The sequence below is a fragment of the Psychromonas sp. L1A2 genome (assembly GCF_009828855.1).
Classification (GTDB): Bacteria; Pseudomonadota; Gammaproteobacteria; order Enterobacterales; family Psychromonadaceae; genus Psychromonas.
Window position 1 is genome coordinate 1,529,517 of the sequence record NZ_WUAG01000002.1, and the last position, 17,992, is coordinate 1,547,508.

At 40.6% G+C, this 17,992-nt stretch carries 28 protein-coding genes and 2 pseudogenes; 1 reads left to right on the forward strand and 29 read right to left on the reverse strand.

The window, feature by feature from the left end; translation table 11 throughout:
- Nucleotides 1-11 precede the first annotated feature (11 nt).
- From trmH to GQR59_RS16940, 3 genes are all read right to left on the reverse strand, one after another.
- On the reverse strand, nt 12-698 hold the full coding sequence (gene trmH, locus GQR59_RS16930) for a tRNA (guanosine(18)-2'-O)-methyltransferase TrmH (protein WP_160064678.1): 687 nt from the start codon (nt 696-698) through the stop codon (nt 12-14).
- Nucleotides 699-885: 187 nt separating this feature from the next.
- Entirely contained in the window at nt 886-1,473 is a 588-nt protein-coding gene (locus GQR59_RS16935; protein WP_160064680.1) for a superinfection exclusion B family protein, read from the reverse strand.
- Between the two features lie 138 nt (nt 1,474-1,611).
- Complete coding sequence (locus tag GQR59_RS16940; RefSeq protein WP_160064682.1) at nt 1,612-3,831, reverse strand: Ig-like domain-containing protein; 2,220 nt, start codon at nt 3,829-3,831, stop codon at nt 1,612-1,614.
- Between the two features lie 390 nt (nt 3,832-4,221).
- Between GQR59_RS16940 and oxyR the strand changes: the two genes are divergently transcribed.
- Nucleotides 4,222-5,124, forward strand: coding sequence for a DNA-binding transcriptional regulator OxyR (oxyR, locus tag GQR59_RS16945; protein ID WP_160064684.1), 903 nt, complete (start codon nt 4,222-4,224; stop codon nt 5,122-5,124).
- Between the two features lie 267 nt (nt 5,125-5,391).
- Here the strand turns inward: oxyR and rplQ are convergent, their stop codons facing one another.
- The 26 genes and pseudogenes from rplQ to rplD form a co-directional block, all read right to left on the reverse strand.
- On the reverse strand, nt 5,392-5,772 hold the full coding sequence (gene rplQ / locus GQR59_RS16950) for a 50S ribosomal protein L17 (RefSeq protein WP_137297931.1): 381 nt from the start codon (nt 5,770-5,772) through the stop codon (nt 5,392-5,394).
- A gap of 35 nt (nt 5,773-5,807) precedes the next feature.
- On the reverse strand, nt 5,808-6,794 hold the full coding sequence (locus tag GQR59_RS16955) for a DNA-directed RNA polymerase subunit alpha (RefSeq protein WP_025565960.1): 987 nt from the start codon (nt 6,792-6,794) through the stop codon (nt 5,808-5,810).
- 25 nt (nt 6,795-6,819) lie between these two features.
- Nucleotides 6,820-7,439, reverse strand: a pseudogene (gene rpsD, locus GQR59_RS16960) (30S ribosomal protein S4).
- Between the two features lie 33 nt (nt 7,440-7,472).
- Nucleotides 7,473-7,860, reverse strand: a pseudogene (rpsK, locus tag GQR59_RS16965) (30S ribosomal protein S11).
- An 11-nt stretch (nt 7,861-7,871) separates the two neighbouring features.
- Nucleotides 7,872-8,228, reverse strand: a complete 357-nt coding sequence (gene rpsM / locus GQR59_RS16970; protein WP_025565958.1) for a 30S ribosomal protein S13 — start codon at nt 8,226-8,228, stop codon at nt 7,872-7,874.
- Between the two features lie 139 nt (nt 8,229-8,367).
- Nucleotides 8,368-8,481, reverse strand: coding sequence for a 50S ribosomal protein L36 (gene rpmJ / locus GQR59_RS16975; protein ID WP_011770886.1), 114 nt, complete (start codon nt 8,479-8,481; stop codon nt 8,368-8,370).
- 35 nt (nt 8,482-8,516) lie between these two features.
- The gene (gene secY / locus GQR59_RS16980; protein ID WP_025563064.1) at nt 8,517-9,845 is read right to left on the reverse strand and encodes a preprotein translocase subunit SecY; all 1,329 of its coding nucleotides are present in this window, start codon (nt 9,843-9,845) and stop codon (nt 8,517-8,519) included.
- Between the two features lie 6 nt (nt 9,846-9,851).
- On the reverse strand, nt 9,852-10,286 hold the full coding sequence (gene rplO, locus GQR59_RS16985; protein ID WP_025563065.1) for a 50S ribosomal protein L15: 435 nt from the start codon (nt 10,284-10,286) through the stop codon (nt 9,852-9,854).
- Nucleotides 10,287-10,288: 2 nt separating this feature from the next.
- A complete protein-coding gene (rpmD, locus tag GQR59_RS16990) occupies nt 10,289-10,471 on the reverse strand; it encodes a 50S ribosomal protein L30 (RefSeq protein WP_025563066.1) in 183 nt (60 codons plus the stop codon).
- A gap of 6 nt (nt 10,472-10,477) precedes the next feature.
- The gene (gene rpsE, locus GQR59_RS16995; RefSeq protein ID WP_025563067.1) at nt 10,478-10,978 is read right to left on the reverse strand and encodes a 30S ribosomal protein S5; all 501 of its coding nucleotides are present in this window, start codon (nt 10,976-10,978) and stop codon (nt 10,478-10,480) included.
- An 11-nt stretch (nt 10,979-10,989) separates the two neighbouring features.
- Nucleotides 10,990-11,340, reverse strand: a complete 351-nt coding sequence (gene rplR, locus GQR59_RS17000) for a 50S ribosomal protein L18 (protein WP_025563068.1) — start codon at nt 11,338-11,340, stop codon at nt 10,990-10,992.
- Nucleotides 11,341-11,351: 11 nt separating this feature from the next.
- Nucleotides 11,352-11,885, reverse strand: a complete 534-nt coding sequence (gene rplF / locus GQR59_RS17005) for a 50S ribosomal protein L6 (protein ID WP_160064686.1) — start codon at nt 11,883-11,885, stop codon at nt 11,352-11,354.
- 10 nt (nt 11,886-11,895) lie between these two features.
- On the reverse strand, nt 11,896-12,288 hold the full coding sequence (gene rpsH / locus GQR59_RS17010; RefSeq protein ID WP_160064688.1) for a 30S ribosomal protein S8: 393 nt from the start codon (nt 12,286-12,288) through the stop codon (nt 11,896-11,898).
- Nucleotides 12,289-12,313: 25 nt separating this feature from the next.
- Nucleotides 12,314-12,619 (reverse strand): 30S ribosomal protein S14, encoded by a 306-nt coding sequence (rpsN, locus tag GQR59_RS17015; RefSeq protein WP_160064690.1) that lies wholly within the window; start codon nt 12,617-12,619, stop codon nt 12,314-12,316.
- A 10-nt stretch (nt 12,620-12,629) separates the two neighbouring features.
- Nucleotides 12,630-13,169 (reverse strand): 50S ribosomal protein L5, encoded by a 540-nt coding sequence (rplE, locus tag GQR59_RS17020; RefSeq protein WP_025563072.1) that lies wholly within the window; start codon nt 13,167-13,169, stop codon nt 12,630-12,632.
- 12 nt (nt 13,170-13,181) lie between these two features.
- Complete coding sequence (rplX, locus tag GQR59_RS17025; protein ID WP_025563073.1) at nt 13,182-13,496, reverse strand: 50S ribosomal protein L24; 315 nt, start codon at nt 13,494-13,496, stop codon at nt 13,182-13,184.
- A gap of 10 nt (nt 13,497-13,506) precedes the next feature.
- The gene (rplN, locus tag GQR59_RS17030; RefSeq protein ID WP_025563074.1) at nt 13,507-13,875 is read right to left on the reverse strand and encodes a 50S ribosomal protein L14; all 369 of its coding nucleotides are present in this window, start codon (nt 13,873-13,875) and stop codon (nt 13,507-13,509) included.
- Between the two features lie 175 nt (nt 13,876-14,050).
- Entirely contained in the window at nt 14,051-14,302 is a 252-nt protein-coding gene (gene rpsQ, locus GQR59_RS17035) for a 30S ribosomal protein S17 (RefSeq protein WP_160064692.1), read from the reverse strand.
- Nucleotides 14,302-14,493, reverse strand: a complete 192-nt coding sequence (gene rpmC, locus GQR59_RS17040) for a 50S ribosomal protein L29 (protein WP_025563076.1) — start codon at nt 14,491-14,493, stop codon at nt 14,302-14,304. The genes rpsQ and rpmC overlap by 1 nt, the downstream gene beginning before the upstream one ends.
- Nucleotides 14,493-14,903, reverse strand: a complete 411-nt coding sequence (gene rplP, locus GQR59_RS17045; protein WP_025563077.1) for a 50S ribosomal protein L16 — start codon at nt 14,901-14,903, stop codon at nt 14,493-14,495. Before rplP ends, rpmC begins: the two co-directional genes overlap by 1 nt.
- A gap of 12 nt (nt 14,904-14,915) precedes the next feature.
- A complete protein-coding gene (gene rpsC / locus GQR59_RS17050) occupies nt 14,916-15,605 on the reverse strand; it encodes a 30S ribosomal protein S3 (protein WP_025563078.1) in 690 nt (229 codons plus the stop codon).
- A gap of 3 nt (nt 15,606-15,608) precedes the next feature.
- Complete coding sequence (gene rplV / locus GQR59_RS17055; RefSeq protein ID WP_025563079.1) at nt 15,609-15,944, reverse strand: 50S ribosomal protein L22; 336 nt, start codon at nt 15,942-15,944, stop codon at nt 15,609-15,611.
- An 8-nt stretch (nt 15,945-15,952) separates the two neighbouring features.
- Nucleotides 15,953-16,228, reverse strand: a complete 276-nt coding sequence (gene rpsS, locus GQR59_RS17060; protein WP_025563080.1) for a 30S ribosomal protein S19 — start codon at nt 16,226-16,228, stop codon at nt 15,953-15,955.
- 14 nt (nt 16,229-16,242) lie between these two features.
- On the reverse strand, nt 16,243-17,070 hold the full coding sequence (rplB, locus tag GQR59_RS17065) for a 50S ribosomal protein L2 (RefSeq protein WP_025563081.1): 828 nt from the start codon (nt 17,068-17,070) through the stop codon (nt 16,243-16,245).
- Between the two features lie 11 nt (nt 17,071-17,081).
- The gene (gene rplW, locus GQR59_RS17070) at nt 17,082-17,381 is read right to left on the reverse strand and encodes a 50S ribosomal protein L23 (protein ID WP_025563082.1); all 300 of its coding nucleotides are present in this window, start codon (nt 17,379-17,381) and stop codon (nt 17,082-17,084) included.
- Entirely contained in the window at nt 17,378-17,983 is a 606-nt protein-coding gene (gene rplD, locus GQR59_RS17075; protein ID WP_025563083.1) for a 50S ribosomal protein L4, read from the reverse strand. The genes rplW and rplD overlap by 4 nt, the downstream gene beginning before the upstream one ends.
- Nucleotides 17,984-17,992 lie beyond the last annotated feature (9 nt).

Below are 17,992 nucleotides of genomic sequence, written 5' to 3' on the forward strand. Positions count from 1 at the left end.
CTCTCCTTCAATTATTTACGACCACGAATAGCATTCCACCAATCATCTGAAGCGGCGATTTGCCCTTCGTCATCCAGTGGCGGATAAGGTAAACTTTTTTCACGACATAATTGACGATAAATAGGGTGACCGCCTTCGAATAAAATACGATGCTGCTCTTCTTCAGGTAAACGACAAACTTGATCATACATGCCTGCGAGTTCACGTTGACGCTGTGCTTCATACATAATAAGCGCTGAAGCCACTGAAACATTCAAAGACTGGCACATGCCAACCATAGGAATAATGACATCTTGATCCGCTAGAGCTAATGCTTCATCACTAATACCAAATTTCTCTTGTCCCATGATAATCGCAGTCGGCTTTGTATAATCAACTTCTCGGAAATCAATCGCTGTCGCAGAAAGATTTGTGGCAATAATTTGCATGCCTTGTTCTCGTAACACAGCTATCGCCTCTTGAGTTGTCTCATGAGAATGCAAATTAACCCACTTTTGGCTCCCTGAAGCAACGTTACGAGAAATACGTGTTGTATCCTCATCCCAAGTGGCATGTACGTTATTAATTCCCATAGCATCTGCTGTGCGGACAATGGCCGCTAAATTATGTTGTAAATGCACATGCTCCATAAAAATAGTGAGATCGGGTTGGCGACGATTTAACATGGAAGTAATTCGGGTAAAACGTTCAGGAGTCATACTCTCTCACACAGGGAAGCTATAAAAGAGATCATTATATATAATAATTGACGGAGGCTAAAGCAGTGTCAAAAAAATGGAGCGATTTCTTATATTCTAAAAGAGGTTTAAAATACATGATCTTAAGCATTCATTTAAGTAGTTAAGATCATGTGTTAATTTTTATTAATTATTAGTTAATCATTTATTATAAAGCGATGTAGTTGTTACGTGCGTATTTAGGTCTAGCATTTTTTAATACTTCAGCTTCTGTCTCTGTCAATTTTCCAACAGGTAAACCAATCACTCTATGTGTAAGCTGCTCACGAGCATCGATAGCGATAGATAGCTTAATAATACGACTACTACCTTTGATTTCTTGTGTTTCAAATGCCGGTGCCAATACACCCGATGCTAATAGGTTACTAACGGCTGGTTCGTTCAACGGTAAAGAAAGTACTGTTTTACGTTGAATAATGAATTCACGTAATAAGGCCTTTTCTTCAAAGTCTAATTGACGGATCATTTTATTACGGCGAATCAACAAACGTTGGCTCGCGTAGTATTCACTCAACCTTGCAAATGAATAAGAAAGTAAACGTGTTAGTAAATAAGAACCTGTTAAAAGCGTAAGCACCCAAAGATAAGGAGCATAGGTATCAGGAAGGACATCTGAGTTACTGACCGAGAATAATGAACTTGGGATCACTAATAAGACTGCGCAACTAAAACACATCCACATAATAGTGATAGTAATACTTTGTTGGTCTATAAATCGGTATAAGAATGTTTTCATTGTTAGCTCCTGCCAATAATTTGTTGTACAAAGACAAGAAAGCAGGAAGTGTGCCAAAAAATATAAGAGGCGCATTAATAGACAATAAAAAAGGAGCCGAAGCTCCTTAATTATGTAGAGATCTAAATCTAGCAGATATTAACCCGCGTCACGAACGTCCATTTCGAAAGTTAAAGTTCCGCCTTCTGGAGTTGCTAATTCAATAGACAAGGTACCAAAAGTTTTGTCGTTTGGTGACTCTTCTTGAACAAGCGTAAACTCAATACTATAAGGTCCAATTGCAGAGCTACTACCCAATACCCATGAAGTTTGTCCGGATAATTCACCGTTTTCTGTTGATACAGAAATTGTAGTCCCTGTTGGAGGTCTATTATTATAGATATCTGCAAAGTAAGCTTTCACTTTATAAGATTCAAGAATAACATCTTCACCAGTACCTTCATCATTAGGGGCTAAATCAACTTCCCCAATATCCGCGCTATCGTGTTGTACTCGAATATATTGGTCGCTAGAAGCCATGATTAAAATTTGTTGATCTCTAACATGTATGAGATCTGTTGAGCAAGTCGCATCATCGCATAGTGTTCCGTTATATTTGGTATTGCCGACACTAAACGAACCATCTTGATTATAGTCTTGATACTCTTCTTCACCTACATCGTAACTACCATTCTCATTATCATCAAAAAACACTTCTGATAAATCATCACTATCAATGTCAAACGTGTCAACAGAGCTGAATAAACCGTCACCATTGTTATCAACGAAATTTTCTTCACCTTCAGTGTAAGCAGTAATGGTTACACGTCCCCCCCAAGGGCTACCCATACCAATAATACCATCTCCATCTTCATCAGTAATACAAGGCCCTGTGCTGTTAAACCCACTTGGTGCATATACGTAGTTAGCACATTGACCAACTGCATTAAAATCGGTTAATTCGTTGCCTTCTGGACGAGGGTTTTGAGAAACCCACTCTACTGAACAAGCACTACCTGATGTTGTACATGAACCTGTAGTTCCTCCACTAGTATCACGAATTGCACCACCTTCTGTATTAAAGAAAACAGTCGTACCATCAGGTACAGCATTATTAAATCTATCAGCGAGTAAAACACTTGTCGACACTGTTACACCATTAATATTAAGCGATTCGGGAGAATGGTCTTCAAGAGCAAATGAAAAACTATCTTGATCTGGTAAACCTGTCGAAATACTTAATTGATCAGAAATACTGGAAATAAGCGGTTCAGAACCTGTCACTTCCACTTGTACCCTTACAGGTCCAGCGACACTACCAGCTTTAACTACAACTGAAACTTGGCCATCTGAATTAGTTGTTCCAGCATAAGAGCTAAGTGTTGTTCCTGATGGTGCATTATTTAATGAAAAAGTAACATCTTGTAGTGAGCTTGCTGAGCCATTAACATCAACCACTTCAAATATGACTGTAGATGTTTCTTGACGATCAGCGCCACCAGTTCCAGCAATAGAGATACTAGTCGGCGTTGCACTAATGAAGCGAATACTATCTGCAGGTGAGCTAGCAACATTAATAGTAGTCGTTACCGAAAGACTATTGATATCTGTTGATGCCGTAATAGTATCATCACCTACACAGCCAACTGCTTGATAACTTGCTTGTGCGATTCCATTACTAGTAGTCACTGTTTCATCTAAATTCGAAGTATCAGCCTCAGCACAAGCAGAAGTAAAGTTCACATCAACAGGTATCGTATAAGCTTCTCCATTAAGCGTTAAGTTAGCCGTAATTAATGTTGTTGCATTTTGTGCCAATGAAGCACCATCTAACACATTTTCAATAGTAATCTCAAATTCTGCTTCAGCGATCTCAAAATTGATTGCATCAGCAGAGTCAAAAGTAGTGTCATCTTCGAAAGCATCTGTATCTACCGTAATACGTCCTGCACCTAAGACGCTACCAGAAGTTACAATAAAGTAAGCAATACCTTCACTATTAGTTAATGCTGTATCAACAGCGATCTCACCGATAGTCGTAGTTGCTGTGATTATCTGATGATTATCTACTACAGCTTCACCATTTAAATATAATGTGACAGCGAGGGTACCTGGATTAACATCGGATATTTCAATTGTTTCATCACAAGAAGTAACGCCATCATCTTTATCCCAATCGCTAGGACAACTATAAAGTACGGCACTTAAGGTAACGGTATCTGTTGCATCAGGTGAATCAGCACCATCATCCGTATTGTCAGTTGAATCAGTAGAGTCGGTGCTACCTTCATTAAAACTCAACCCTCCCCCACTACCTCCGCCACACGCAAAAAGCACAGATGAAAGTAGCGCTACGCACAAAATTTGGTACCATTTCATTGGGAATTCCTTTTCGAAAATAATATTTTAGCGTAAATTCAACCTGAATTTAGCAATAGTTAAAGGGTATAAGCGAACAATATTTAAACAATTAAAAGGTGTTAATCATTTCTAATAAAATAAATGAACTTAAACGATTTATATGAATTAAACATTAACACAAAATAAATTAATACTAACTAGAATTACCTGTTATTTATACCTTATTTAATTCAAAATAAGATGTTTTAATGATTTTATTGAATATTCGATTATAAAATAAAATATCATTATTCTTTTACTATTGAGAATAGTAGATACTGTTTGTCTTGCCCTGTTTTTGTTATCAAATAATAGTCGATATTAGTATGGTATTATTTGATCAGATGTATTTCATGTAAGGTCACCATAATGAATTTTAGAGATTTAGAATATTTAATTGCACTTGAAGAATTAAAGCATTTTCGTAAAGCAGCTGATAAATGTTTTGTTAGTCAACCAACGTTGAGTGGGCAGATAAAAAAATTAGAAGAAGAGTTAAATGTTCAATTAATGGAACGTTCATCTCGTAAAGTCATTTTTACTCCTGCAGGTATTGATATTGTTGCAAAAGCAAAGACTATTTTATTGGAAGCAAAATCATTAAAAGAAATAGCAAAAAGCCATAATGAGCCAATGAGCGGTACTTTACATATTGGTTTAATTCCGACAGTTGCACCTTATTTATTACCATTAATTGTTCCTGCAATGAAAGAAGCATTTCCAGATTTGCAACTTTACTTACACGAGAATCAGACACAAGTCCTCATCAAGCAATTAGAGGAAGGTGAATTAGACTGCCTAATATTAGCGTTATTACCAGGCATGGAACAGTTTAAAAAACTAGATTTATATGAAGAACCGTTAGAACTAGCGTTATCAGATAAACACGCATGGGCAGAACAACGTCAAATAAATTTACAAGAGTTGAGTGGTGAGCATGTTCTAATGCTAGCAGATGGCCATTGTTTAAGAGATCAAGCGATGGGGTTCTGTTTTGCAGCAGGTGCAATTGAAGATAATAGCTTTAAAGCAACTAGTTTAGAAACATTAAGACATATGATCAGTGCTGAAAATGGTTTAACACTGTTACCACAATTAGCCATTCCGTTAAATCGTTATCAATCAGGCGTAAAATACATCCCATTTATAGCACCGGCACCATCACGCAACATTACCTTACTAAGCCGTAATAATAGCGCACGACAAGTCTGTTTTGATCAGTTAGCGGCGTTAATTAATAAAGCAGTACAAACTCGTCTAGATGAATATTAATAACCCAAAACTCAATAATAAAAGATATATCATTAAGCGAATATGGATTGATCAATTAAATTGCCAATATCAGGTTGTTAAGTACAAAAGAGAGTTGTTTTTATTCAAAAAAAACCAGGTAGTTAAAGATAATTGCGATAGCTAAGGAAGATCTTTTTTCGTACTTTTAGTATTAAGCCCAGCCATATAAACTGTTGTTTCATCGATATGTAGATACAAAAAAGCCGAACATAAGTTCGGCTTTTTTTATTGCAACTATAAAGAAACTTACGCTTCTTCGTCCGCTACAACTGGACGGTCTACGAACTGGATGTAAGCCATAGGAGCTTTATCGCCAGTACGGAAACCACATTTAATGATACTAGTGTATCCACCAGGACGAGTCGCGTAGCGAGGACCTAGTTCATTAAACAATTTTGCTACTGTTGCATCATCACGAAGACGAGCAAACGCTAAACGACGGTTAGCAACGCTATCCACTTTAGCTAGTGTAATTAATGGCTCAATTACACGACGCAATTCTTTTGCTTTAGGCACGGTAGTTTTAATAACTTCGTGCGTAGCAATAGAGATTGCCATATTACGAAACATAGCCTGACGGTGGCTGCTGTTTCGGTTAAGTTGACGTCCACTTTGACGATGGCGCATAACCTAATCCTTATTATTCGTAAGTCGGTTTTAGACTAATCTTCGATTAAACTTGCTGGTGGCCAGTTTTCTAAGCGCATGCCTAGAGACAGTCCACGTGATGCAAGTACATCTTTGATTTCAGTTAGAGACTTCTTACCTAAATTAGGCGTTTTTAGAAGTTCAACTTCAGTACGTTGTACTAAATCACCGATATAATGAATCGACTCTGCTTTCAAACAATTAGCAGAACGAACAGTTAGTTCTAAATCATCTACTGGGCGTAAAAGAATTGGATCAAACTCAGGTTTCGCATCAACTACAGGTACTTCATAAGTAGTGCGTAAATCAACAAATGCGTCTAATTGCTCAGCTAAAATTGTAGCTGCGCGACGAATTGCTTCTTCAGGCTCTAAAGTACCATCTGTTTCCATATCGATAACAAGCTTGTCTAAATCGGTACGTTGTTCAACACGAGCAGATTCAACACTGTAAGCAATACGCTCAACAGGACTGAAAGTCGCGTCTACTAATAGACGACCAATTGGACGCTCATCTTCTTCGCTATGAATACGAGATGAAGCTGGAACATAACCACGACCTGATTCAATTTTAATACGCATGCTGATTTCAGCATTGCCTGTTAAATTACAGATCACGTGTTCTGGGTTGACTATCTCTACATCACCATCATGAATGATGTCGCCTGCAGTAACAGGACCAGCGCCAGATTTAGTTAAACTAACTAAAACTTCGTTTTTACCTTCAAGTTTTACAGCTAGACCTTTAAGGTTAAGAAGAATCTCTAGGATATCTTCTTGCACGCCTTCTTTGGTGCTGTACTCATGTTGTACACCATCAATTTCGACTTCAGTTACGGCTGTGCCAGGCATAGACGATAACAAAATACGACGAAGAGCATTACCTAAAGTGTGGCCAAAACCACGTTCTAGTGGCTCAAGAACCACTTTTGCTCTAGTTGTTGAAATTTGCTCGATATCAACTAATCTTGGTTTTAGAAAATCAATTACAGAACCCTGCATTTGTGTCCTCTCTTAGCAGTTAACTTTACTTAGAGTAAAGCTCGATGATTAACTGTTCGTTAATCTCAGCAGATAAATCTGAACGTTCAGGTTGACGTTTAAATTCGCCTTCCATTTTTGTTGTATCAACTTCAACCCAAGCAAGGGCTTCACGTTGACCAGCGATTTCTAATGCAGCGCCAATACGTGATTGCTTTTTAGCTTTTTCACGGATTGCGATCACATCGCTAGGTTTAACGTTAAATGAAGGGATATTTACAACTTTACCGTTCACTAGAATAGCTTTATGGCTAACTAGTTGACGTGATTCAGCACGTGTTGCGCCAAAACCCATACGGTATACAACATTGTCTAAACGGCCTTCAAGTAATTGAAGTAAGTTTTCACCAGTGTTGCCCTGTAAACGAGCAGCTTCTTTATAGTAGTTACGGAATTGCTTTTCTAATACACCGTACATACGACGTACTTTTTGCTTTTCACGTAATTGTAAACCGTAGTCTGATAGACGAGGTTTACGCGCACCATGTACACCTGGTGCGTTTCGATTTTACACTTAGATTCGATCGCTCGGACGCCTGATTTTAAGAATAAATCAGTACCTTCGCGACGGCTAAGCTTAAGCTTAGGACCTAAATATCTTGCCATTGTTCTTTCTCCAATTGCCTTAGAAGGTTGCGATTAAACGCGACGTTTCTTTGGTGGACGACAACCATTATGTGGGATCGGTGTAACGTCAGTAATGTTAGTTACACGGAAACCCGCCGCGTTTAGTGCGCGAATCGAAGATTCACGACCAGGTCCTGGTCCATTTACAAAAACTTCTACGTTTTTAAGGCCATACTCTTTCGCTGCTTCAGCAGCACGTTCAGCAGCAACCTGTGCAGCGAACGGAGTAGATTTACGAGAACCACGGAAACCAGAACCACCTGCAGTAGCCCAAGAAAGCGCATTACCTTGACGGTCTGTAATAGTGACGATTGTGTTGTTGAAAGAAGCATGGATGTGAGCCATACCATCTGCACTTGCTTTTAACGCGCTTGCGAGCACGAGTTGGTGTTTTAGCCATGATCTCTTACCCTATTTCTTAATTGCTTTGCGCGGACCTTTACGGGTACGAGCATTCGTTTTAGAACGCTGTCCACGTACAGGTAAGCTGCGACGATGACGAAGTCCACGGTAACAACCAAGGTCCATTAGACGCTTGATGCTCATAGATACTTCACGACGTAAATCACCTTCAACGGCGAATTTAGCTACTTCTGTACGAAGAGCTTCGATTTGTGTTTCATCCAGATCTTTAAGCTTAGTATTTTCAGCAATACCTGACTCAGCACAAATAATTTGTGAACGAGTCTTGCCGATACCAAAAATAGCAGTTAATGCGATAACTGCATGCTTATGATCAGGAACGTTAATGCCAGCGATACGGGCCACTATGCACACTCCTTTAAGGTTAACGATTCATTTGTGAAAAGCCCGGTAGGATACTCGACAAATGATAAATTAGCAAACAAAACACAGCTTAGATGAAATTAATCACCTAAGCTGCTGATATATCCAAAATCTCTGTGGATTAGCCTTGGCGTTGTTTATGCTTTGGCTCTACGCAGATAACTCGCACCACACCGTGGCGTTTGATAACTTTGCAGTTACGACAGATTTTTTTAACGGATGCACGAACTTTCATTGCAACACTCCGTGATTATAACTATCAGACTCGGTTTATTTTCCGTAATCTTTCAAGTTAGCTTTTTTCAAGACAGAATCATATTGATTAGACATCAAATGAGTCTGCACCTGTGCCATAAAGTCCATGATAACAACAACAATAATTAATAACGACGTACCACCGAAGTAGAACTGTGTATTCATTGCAACCATCATAAACTCGGGAATCAAACAGATAAAGGTAATATACAACGCACCAGCTAATGTTAGACGCGTCATTACTTTATCAATGTAACGTGATGTTTGTTCTCCTGGACGAATTCCTGGGATAAAGGCACCGCTTTTCTTCAGATTATCCGCAGTCTCACGTGGATTAAACGTAAGTGCAGTATAAAAGAAGCAAAAGAAGATAATAGCAGCAGCATATAACATCATATGCAACGGTTGTCCCGGCTGTAAAGCCAAAGAAACATCCGATAACCAGCTTAAACCTTCAGTCTGACCAAACCACTGGGCAATAGTACCAGGAAATAAGATAACACTCGATGCAAAAATTGCAGGAATTACACCAGCCATATTTAATTTCAATGGCAAGTGAGTACTTTGAGCAGCAAAAACCTTACGGCCTTGTTGACGTTTAGCGTAGTTAACAACAATACGTCGTTGACCACGTTCAACAAATACTACAAAAGCAGTAGTTGCAAAAACGATAACAATTAATGCGAGTAACACTAGAAGATGAATTTCACCCTGTCGTGCTTGCTCTGCAGTTTGCCCGATTGCCGAAGGCAACCCAGCAATAATACCTACAAAGATAATGATAGAAATACCATTACCAATACCGCGCTCAGTTATTTGCTCACCTAGCCACATTAGGAACATAGTTCCTGTCACTAAACTTACAACTGCCGTGATGTAAAAGCTCAGACCTGCATTTTCAACAAGTCCAGGCATCATCGTTGGCAAACCGGTTGCAATACCAATTGCTTGGAAAGTACCTAATATCAAAGTACCGTAACGTGTGTACTGGTTTATCTTACGACGACCAGACTCACCCTCTTTCTTTAGCTCAGCTAAAGGAGGATGAACTACCGTTAACAATTGGATAATAATAGACGCAGAAATATACGGCATTATACCCAATGCAAAGATAGAAGCACGCTCAAGCGCACCACCAGAGAACATGTTAAACATTTCTATGATAGTACCCTTTTGCTGTTGGAATAAATCAGCTAGGACAGCGGCGTCAATACCAGGAATTGGAACAAAAGAACCTGCACGGAACACTAATATAGCGCCTAAAACAAACAATAAACGTGTTTTAAGTTCGCTCAATTTGCTTCCTTGTGCCGCTTTTGGATCTAATCCTGGTTTCTTAGCCATTGCCTATTATTCCTCGATTTTTCCGCCCGCCGCTTCAATCGCAGCACGAGCACCTTTGGTTACACCAAGGCCTTGTACTGTTACTGAGCGAGAGATTTCACCAGATAGAACTACTTTAGCAAACTTAGTTGTGTTTGTTAGTAGACCTGCCTGCTTCAACGTTTCTAGTGTCACAATATCGCCTTCTACTTTAGCAATTTCGTTCAAACGAACTTCACCGCTAACTAGAGATTTACGAGATGTGAAACCAAATTTTGGTAAACGTTGTTTTAATGGCATTTGACCGCCTTCAAAACCAGGACGTACAGTACCGCCTGAACGAGATTTTTGACCTTTGTGACCGCGGCCACCTGTCTTACCTAGTCCAGAACCGATACCACGACCGACACGTTTACGTACTGGTTTAGAACCAGCAGCTGGAGATAGAGTATTTAGTTTCATAATTACCCCTCAACCTTAACCATATAGTAAACTTTATTAACCATACCACGTACAGCAGGAGTATCTTGCAACTCCACTGTATGACCGATGCGACGCAGGCCTAGACCTGTTAATGTTGCACGGTGCTTTGGTAAACGGCCAATTGCACTTTTGGTTTGAGTTACTTTAATCGTTTTAGTAGCCATGCTGAATTACCCCAGAATATCACTAACGTTTAAGCCACGCTTAGCTGCGATTTGCTCTGGAGAGTTCATACTCTCTAGTGCATCCATCGTAGCGCGGACAACGTTAATTGGGTTAGTTGAGCCGTAAGCTTTTGATAATACGTTCTGTACACCAACAACTTCTAACACGGCACGCATTGCACCACCTGCTATGATACCAGTACCTTCCGATGCTGGTTGCATGTACACCTTAGAACCAGAATGACGGCCCTTAACTGGGTGTTGCAGAGTGTTACCTTTTAATTGAATTTCGCTGATATTGCGACGTGCTTTTTCCATAGCTTTTTGAATAGCTGCTGGAACTTCACGTGCCTTACCATAGCCGAAACCAACACGACCATTACCATCACCAACAACTGTTAGTGCTGTAAAGCTAAAGATGCGACCACCTTTAACTACTTTTGAAACACGGTTTACTGCGATTAGCTTTTCGTTCAGATCACCGGTTTGAGATTCTACTTTTGACATAATCTTTACCCTTAGAACTGTAGACCAGCTTCACGAGCTGCGTCAGCTAGTGCTGCAACACGACCGTGGTATTGGAAACCGCTACGGTCAAAAGAAATTTTAGAAATTCCTTTCTCTACCGCACGCTCTGCAACTAATTTACCAATTAGTTGAGCTGCTTCTTTATTACCACCGTTCTTAACTAGTGCAATCACTTCTTTTTCTAATGTAGAAGCGCTTGCTACGACTTGTGCGTCTGCTGTAATTACCTGCGCGTAAGTATGGCGAGGTGTACGGTTGATCACAAGACGAGTTGCACCAAGATCTTGCAATTTCTTACGTGTGCGGGTAGCACGACGAAGACGAGATGCTTTCTTATCCATAGTGTCTTACCTTACTTTTTCTTCGCTTCTTTACGACGCACATTTTCATCAGCGTAACGAACACCTTTACCTTTATAAGGCTCTGGCGGACGGAAAGCACGAATCTCTGCAGCTACTTGGCCTACTTGTTGTTTATCAGAACCTTCAATGATGATTTCTGTTTGGCTTGGAGCCGTAGCAGAAATACCTTGAGGTAATGTATATACAACAGGGTGAGAGAAACCTAAAGTTAGGTTTACATCTTGACCTTTAACTTGTGCACGGTAACCAACACCTTGAAGAAGAAGAGTCTTCTTAAAGCCTTGAGTTACACCTACAACCATATTGTTAACGTTAGCACGTGCAGTACCTGCTTGTGCCCATGCGTCTTTAACACCTTCAACAGGTGCGAAAGTTAATACGCCATCTTCTAAATTAACAATAACAGCATCATTAAGAGTACGAACTAATTCGCTTTTACCACTTTTAACAGTGATCTCTTGACCATTTACTTTTACTTCTACGCCAGCAGAAACAGTAATCGGTGCCTTAGCTATACGAGACATAGATTACTCCTTAAGATACGTAACAGATGATCTCACCGCCGATGCTTGCATTACGCGCAGCTCGGTCAGTCATAACACCTTGAGAAGTTGAAACAATCGCAATACCTAAACCAGCCATAACCTTAGGAAGATCATTTGCACCTTTATAGATACGAAGACCTGGGCGGCTTACTCGTTTGATAGTATCGATTACTTTTTTGCCTTCGAAGTACTTTAAAGTAACTTCTAATTCAGGCTTTGTGTCACCAGCAACAGCGAAATCTGCAACATAACCTTCTGCTTTAAGCACAGCTGCAATTGCAACTTTTTGCTTAGAAGAAGGCATCTTAACAGATACTTTGCTTGCTGCTTGACCGTTACGAATACGCGTTAGCATATCCGAAATAGGATCTTGCATGCTCATAACTATTTACTCCGTGATTAATTGATTACCAGCTGGCTTTTTTCAGGCCAGGGATTTCTCCGCGCATCATATGCTCACGAACCTTAATACGGCTCATGCCAAATTTACGAAGATAACCATGTGGACGGCCAGTTACATTACAACGGTTACGTTGACGTACTGGACTTGAATCACGAGGTAGCGATTGAAGCTCTAAAACTGCATTCCAACGATCTTCGTCAGCAGTGTTTAGATTATTAATAGTTGCTTTTAATGCCGTACGCTTTTCAGCGAACTTTGCAACTAGCTTCTCACGTTTTACTTCACGCGCTTTCATTGATTGCTTAGCCATTTTTTAGTCCTTACTTACGGAATGGGAAGTTGAACGCAGACAAAAGTGCACGTGCTTCTTCGTCAGACTTAGCTGAAGTAGTAATTGTGATATCTAAACCACGTACTTTATCAACTTTATCGTAATCGATTTCAGGGAAAATGATTTGCTCACGAACACCCATAGAGTAGTTACCACGACCATCGAATGACTTAGCATTCAGGCCACGGAAATCTCGTACGCGTGGGATAGCGATTGTTACCAAACGCTCAAAGAAATCCCACATACGTGCTCCACGTAGTGTTACTTTACAACCAATCGGGTAGCCTTCACGAATTTTGAAGCCTGCCACAGAGCGGCGTGCTTTAGTGATCATTGGCTTTTGACCTGAGATTGCTGCCATATCTGACGCAGCGTGCTCTAGGACTTTTTTATCAGCCAGTGCTTCACCAACACCCATATTAAGGGTGATTTTCTCTATTCGAGGGACTTGCATGACAGACGTATAGTCGAATTGCTTTTGCAAATCAGACACCACGTTGTCTTTATAGAAATCATGCAGTTTCGCCATCGTAAACTCCAGTTACTTCACAAGTTCGTTATTAGATTTGAAGAAACGTACTTTTTGTCCGTCTTCTAATCTAAATCCAACACGATCTGCTTTACTCGTTGCCGAGTTGTAGATCGCAACATTTGATACTTCGATCGGTGCATTTTGTTCAATGATTCCGCCAGCTACGCCCGCTTGTGGGTTTGGCTTTTGGTGTTTCTTTTGAATGTTTACACCTTCAATAATTACTTTACCGTTAGCTAAAACTTGAGAAATTTTCCCAGTTTTACCTTTATCTTTTCCGGCAATAACAATTACTTCATCGTCACGTTTTATTTTTGCTGCCATTTTCGGTTCCTTACAGTACTTCTGGCGCCAGCGAGACTATCTTCATGAAATTTTCATTTCGAAGCTCACGGGTTACAGGGCCAAAGATACGTGTACCGACAGGCTGGTTGTTTGCATTCAAGATAACCGCAGCGTTGCGATCAAAACGAATTACAGAACCATCGGGACGACGTACACCTTTTCTGGTACGCACTACCACAGCTGAATGAACATCACCTTTTTTAATTTTTCCACGAGGAATTGCTTCCTTCACAGAAACTTTGATGATGTCACCGATTGCTGCATAACGGCGATGCGAGCCACCAAGGACCTTAATACACATTACGCGTCGAGCGCCACTATTGTCGGCGACATCTAGCACACTTTGCATTTGGATCATTATAGTGCTCCGCTATTTACTATTAATACTCTCTAAACGAGTCGTGTTCCCCATATTTTCAGGGAGCGGCATCATACCACCAACTTTATTAGAAAGATAGTCTAAAAAAACGGCACTCAAAAAATGAGTACCGTTTAGCTTATGTAATCAAATTAAATTATCTAAAATCAGATAATTATGCTTTGGTTACGATTTTTGCCAATGTCCAAGATTTATTCTTAGATAAAGGACGACACTCACTAATTTCTACGTAGTCGCCTTCATTACACTGGTTTGTTTCATCATGTGCATGTAGCTTAGTAGTACGCTTCATGAATTTACCGTATAACGGGTGCTTCACTTTACGTTCAATAGCTACAACGATAGATTTTTCCATCTTTGCACTGATTACTTTACCTTGAAGAGTACGAGTATTTTTTTCGCTCATTACGCACCTGCCTTCTGATTTAATACTGTCTTAACACGGGCGATGTCACGACGCACTTGTTTAACTGAGTGCGGCTTTTCTAACTGACCTGTGTTTAACTGCATACGTAAGTTAAATTGCTCACGTAATAGGTTTAGAAGTTCAGCATTAAGCTCTTCAACGCTTTTTTCTTTAAGTTCGTTAGCTTTCATTACATCACCTTACGAGTTACGAAAGTTGTTGCCACTGGCAATTTAGCTGCTGCAAGAGCAAATGCTTCACGAGCTAATGCTTCTGGAACACCTTCCATTTCATAAAGAACTTTACCTGGTTGAGTTTGAGCAACCCAATATTCCACGTTACCCTTACCTTTACCTTGGCGCACTTCTAACGGTTTGCTGGTAATCGGTTTATCAGGAAACACACGGATCCAGATTTTACCTTGACGTTTAACATGACGAGTCATTGCACGACGTGCTGCTTCGATTTGACGAGCAGTAATTCGACCACGACCAGTTGCTTTTAAGCCAAATTCGCCAAAGCTTACTTCCGCACCTTTAGAAAGACCACGGTTGCGGCCTTTCATCATTTTGCGGAACTTCATACGTTTTGGTTGCATCATTAGATTTTACTCCTACTTACCGCGACCTTTGCGTTTTGGTTTAGCTGGCGCTTCTTCTTGTTGAAGTGGTAAACCACCAAGAATCTCGCCTTTAAATATCCAAACCTTAACACCAATGATACCGTAAACAGTCAATGCTTCTGATGTTGAGTAATCAATATCGGCACGAAGAGTATGCAGAGGTACACGACCTTCACGATACCATTCGTCACGAGCGATTTCTGCACCACCAAGACGACCACTAACTTGAACTTTGATACCTTTAGCGCCTAGACGCATAGCATTTTGTACCGCACGCTTCATAGCACGACGGAACATAACACGACGCTCTAACTGAGAAGAGATTGAATCTGCTACTAGTTTTGCGTCAAGTTCAGGTTTACGAACTTCTGAGATATTGATTTGAGCTGGAACGCCGGCCATTTTAGCAATAGCTGTACGTAGTAACTCAACATCTTCACCTTTCTTACCAATTACAACACCAGGACGAGCTGTGTGAATAGTCACACGTACGCTTTTCGCTGGACGTTCAATAGTAATTTTAGACAAAGAAGCGTTTTTCAATTTCTCTGTTAAGAATTTACGGATTTGAAAATCACTGTATAAGTTATCTGCAAAATCTTTTTTGCCTGCATACCAAGTAGAGCTAAATGCTTTAGTGATACCTAGGCGAATACCGTTAGGATGAACTTTCTGTCCCATTGTTTAACCCCTGTCTGATACCACTACTGTGATATGGCAAGAACGCTTCATTATGCGATCGGCACGACCTTTCGCACGCGGCATGATACGCTTCATTGTTGGACCTTCGTCAACACAAATTTTTGTGATAACTAGCTCATCAACATCAGCGCCTTCATTATGCTCGGCGTTTGCAATTGCAGAATCTACAACTTTCTTAATCAAAACAGCGGCTTTCTTAGGGCTGTATGATAAAAGTTCTAGTGCTTTTTCTACTGGAAGACCACGTACTTGATCTGCCACCAAACGCGCTTTCTGAGCCGAAGAACGAGCGTATAAATGTTTAGCTAAAGCTTCCATAATTACCTCTATTTCTTCGCTTTCTTATCCGCGACATGGCCACGGTAAGTACGAGTTGGTGCAAATTCACCCAGTTTGTGACCGATCATTTCATCAGTTACAAATACTGGCACGTGTTGACGCCCGTTATGGACAGCGATAGTTAGACCAATCATATCAGGAATGATCATAGAGCGACGAGACCAAGTCTTAATAGGCTTTTTCTCGTTACTGTCAACCGCTTTCTCTACCTTCTTCAGCAAGTGTAGGTCAATAAAAGGACCCTTCTTGAGAGAACGTGGCATGGCGATACCTCTACTTATTTCTTATTGCGACGACGAACAATATACTGATCAGTTTTCTTGTTCTTACGAGTTTTGTAACCCTTAGTTGGAACACCCCAAGGCGAAACAGGGTGACGACCACCACTAGATTTACCTTCACCACCACCATGTGGGTGATCTACTGGGTTCATTACAACACCACGAACGGTAGGACGAACACCACGCCAACGCGTAGCACCAGCTTTACCTAGTTGACGTAGCATATGTTCTGCATTACCAACTTCACCGATTGTTGCACGACACTCAGCAGGGATTTTACGCATTTCACCACTACGTAAACGTAGAGTAACGTAAGCACCATCACGAGCTATAATTTGGCTGTATGAGCCAGCTGAACGTGCAATTTGTGCACCTTTAGCAGGTTTCATTTCTACAGCGTGTACTGTTGTACCTACTGGGATGTTACGCATCGGTAAACAGTTACCTGCTTTGATTGATGCATCTTCACCAGATTGGATCATATCACCAGCAACCAGGCCTTTAGGGGCAAGGATGTAGCGACGTTCACCATCAGCATAAAGTACTAGTGCGATATTTGCACTACGGTTTGGATCATATTCCAAACGCTCAACTTTTGCCGGGATACCATCTTTATTACGTTTAAAATCAACTAAACGATAGTGTTGTTTGTGACCACCACCGATATGTCGAACCGTAATACGACCGCCATTATTACGACCACCAGATTTAGATTTTGACTCTAAAAGTGGTGCGTATGGCTTGCCTTTATGCAGATCGTTGTTTACCACTTTAACTAAGTGGCGACGACCTGGAGACGTAGGCTTACATTTTACAATAGCCATAAATAATTCCTCTACTCAGCGCCATCGAAACTAATGTCTGCACCTTCAGCCAGAGAAACGTATGCTTTTTTCCAGTCGCTACGGCGACCCATACGTTGACCTGAACGCTTGGTTTTACCCTTCACGTTAAGTGTGCGAACACCAGTTACTTCAACATCAAATAACTTCTGAACTGCCGCTTTGACTTCTGCTTTAGTCGCAGTACCTGCAACTTTGAATACCATAGTGTTATGGTTTTCAGCAGATAAAGTTCCCTTTTCAGAGATATGCGGGGCTAGAATAACTTGCAGTAAACGTGCTTCACTGATCATGCTAGGCTCTCCTCAATCTTTTTCACTGCATCAGCAGTTACTAAAACTTTATCAAACGCGATTAGGCTTACTGGATCAATACCTTGAACATCACGAACGTCAACTTTATACAAGTTACGCGCTGCTAAGAATAGATTTTCATCTAACTCTTCAGTGATAATCAAAACATCTTTAAGATCCATGTCTTTTAATTTAGCTGCAAGCTCTTTAGTTTTAGGAGCCTCTACAGTAAATTTTTCGACAACGATTAGACGATCCTGGCGAACTAACTCAGACAGAATACTTCTTACAGCACCGCGATACATTTTTTTGTTAACTTTTTGGCTATGGTCCTGAGGACGAGCTGCAAAAGTTACACCACCACCTACCCAAATTGGGCTTCGGATTGTACCTGCACGTGCGCGACCAGTACCCTTTTGACGCCATGGCTTCTTACCACCACCGCGAACATCACTACGGGTTTTCTGAGCACGAGTACCTTGACGAGCACCGGCTGCATATGCAACGACTACCTGATGTACAAGGGCTTCGTTGTATTCACGTCCAAAGGTAGTGTCAGAAACTTCAAGAGCACTTTGTGCATCTTTCAATACCAATTCCATTACTAACTC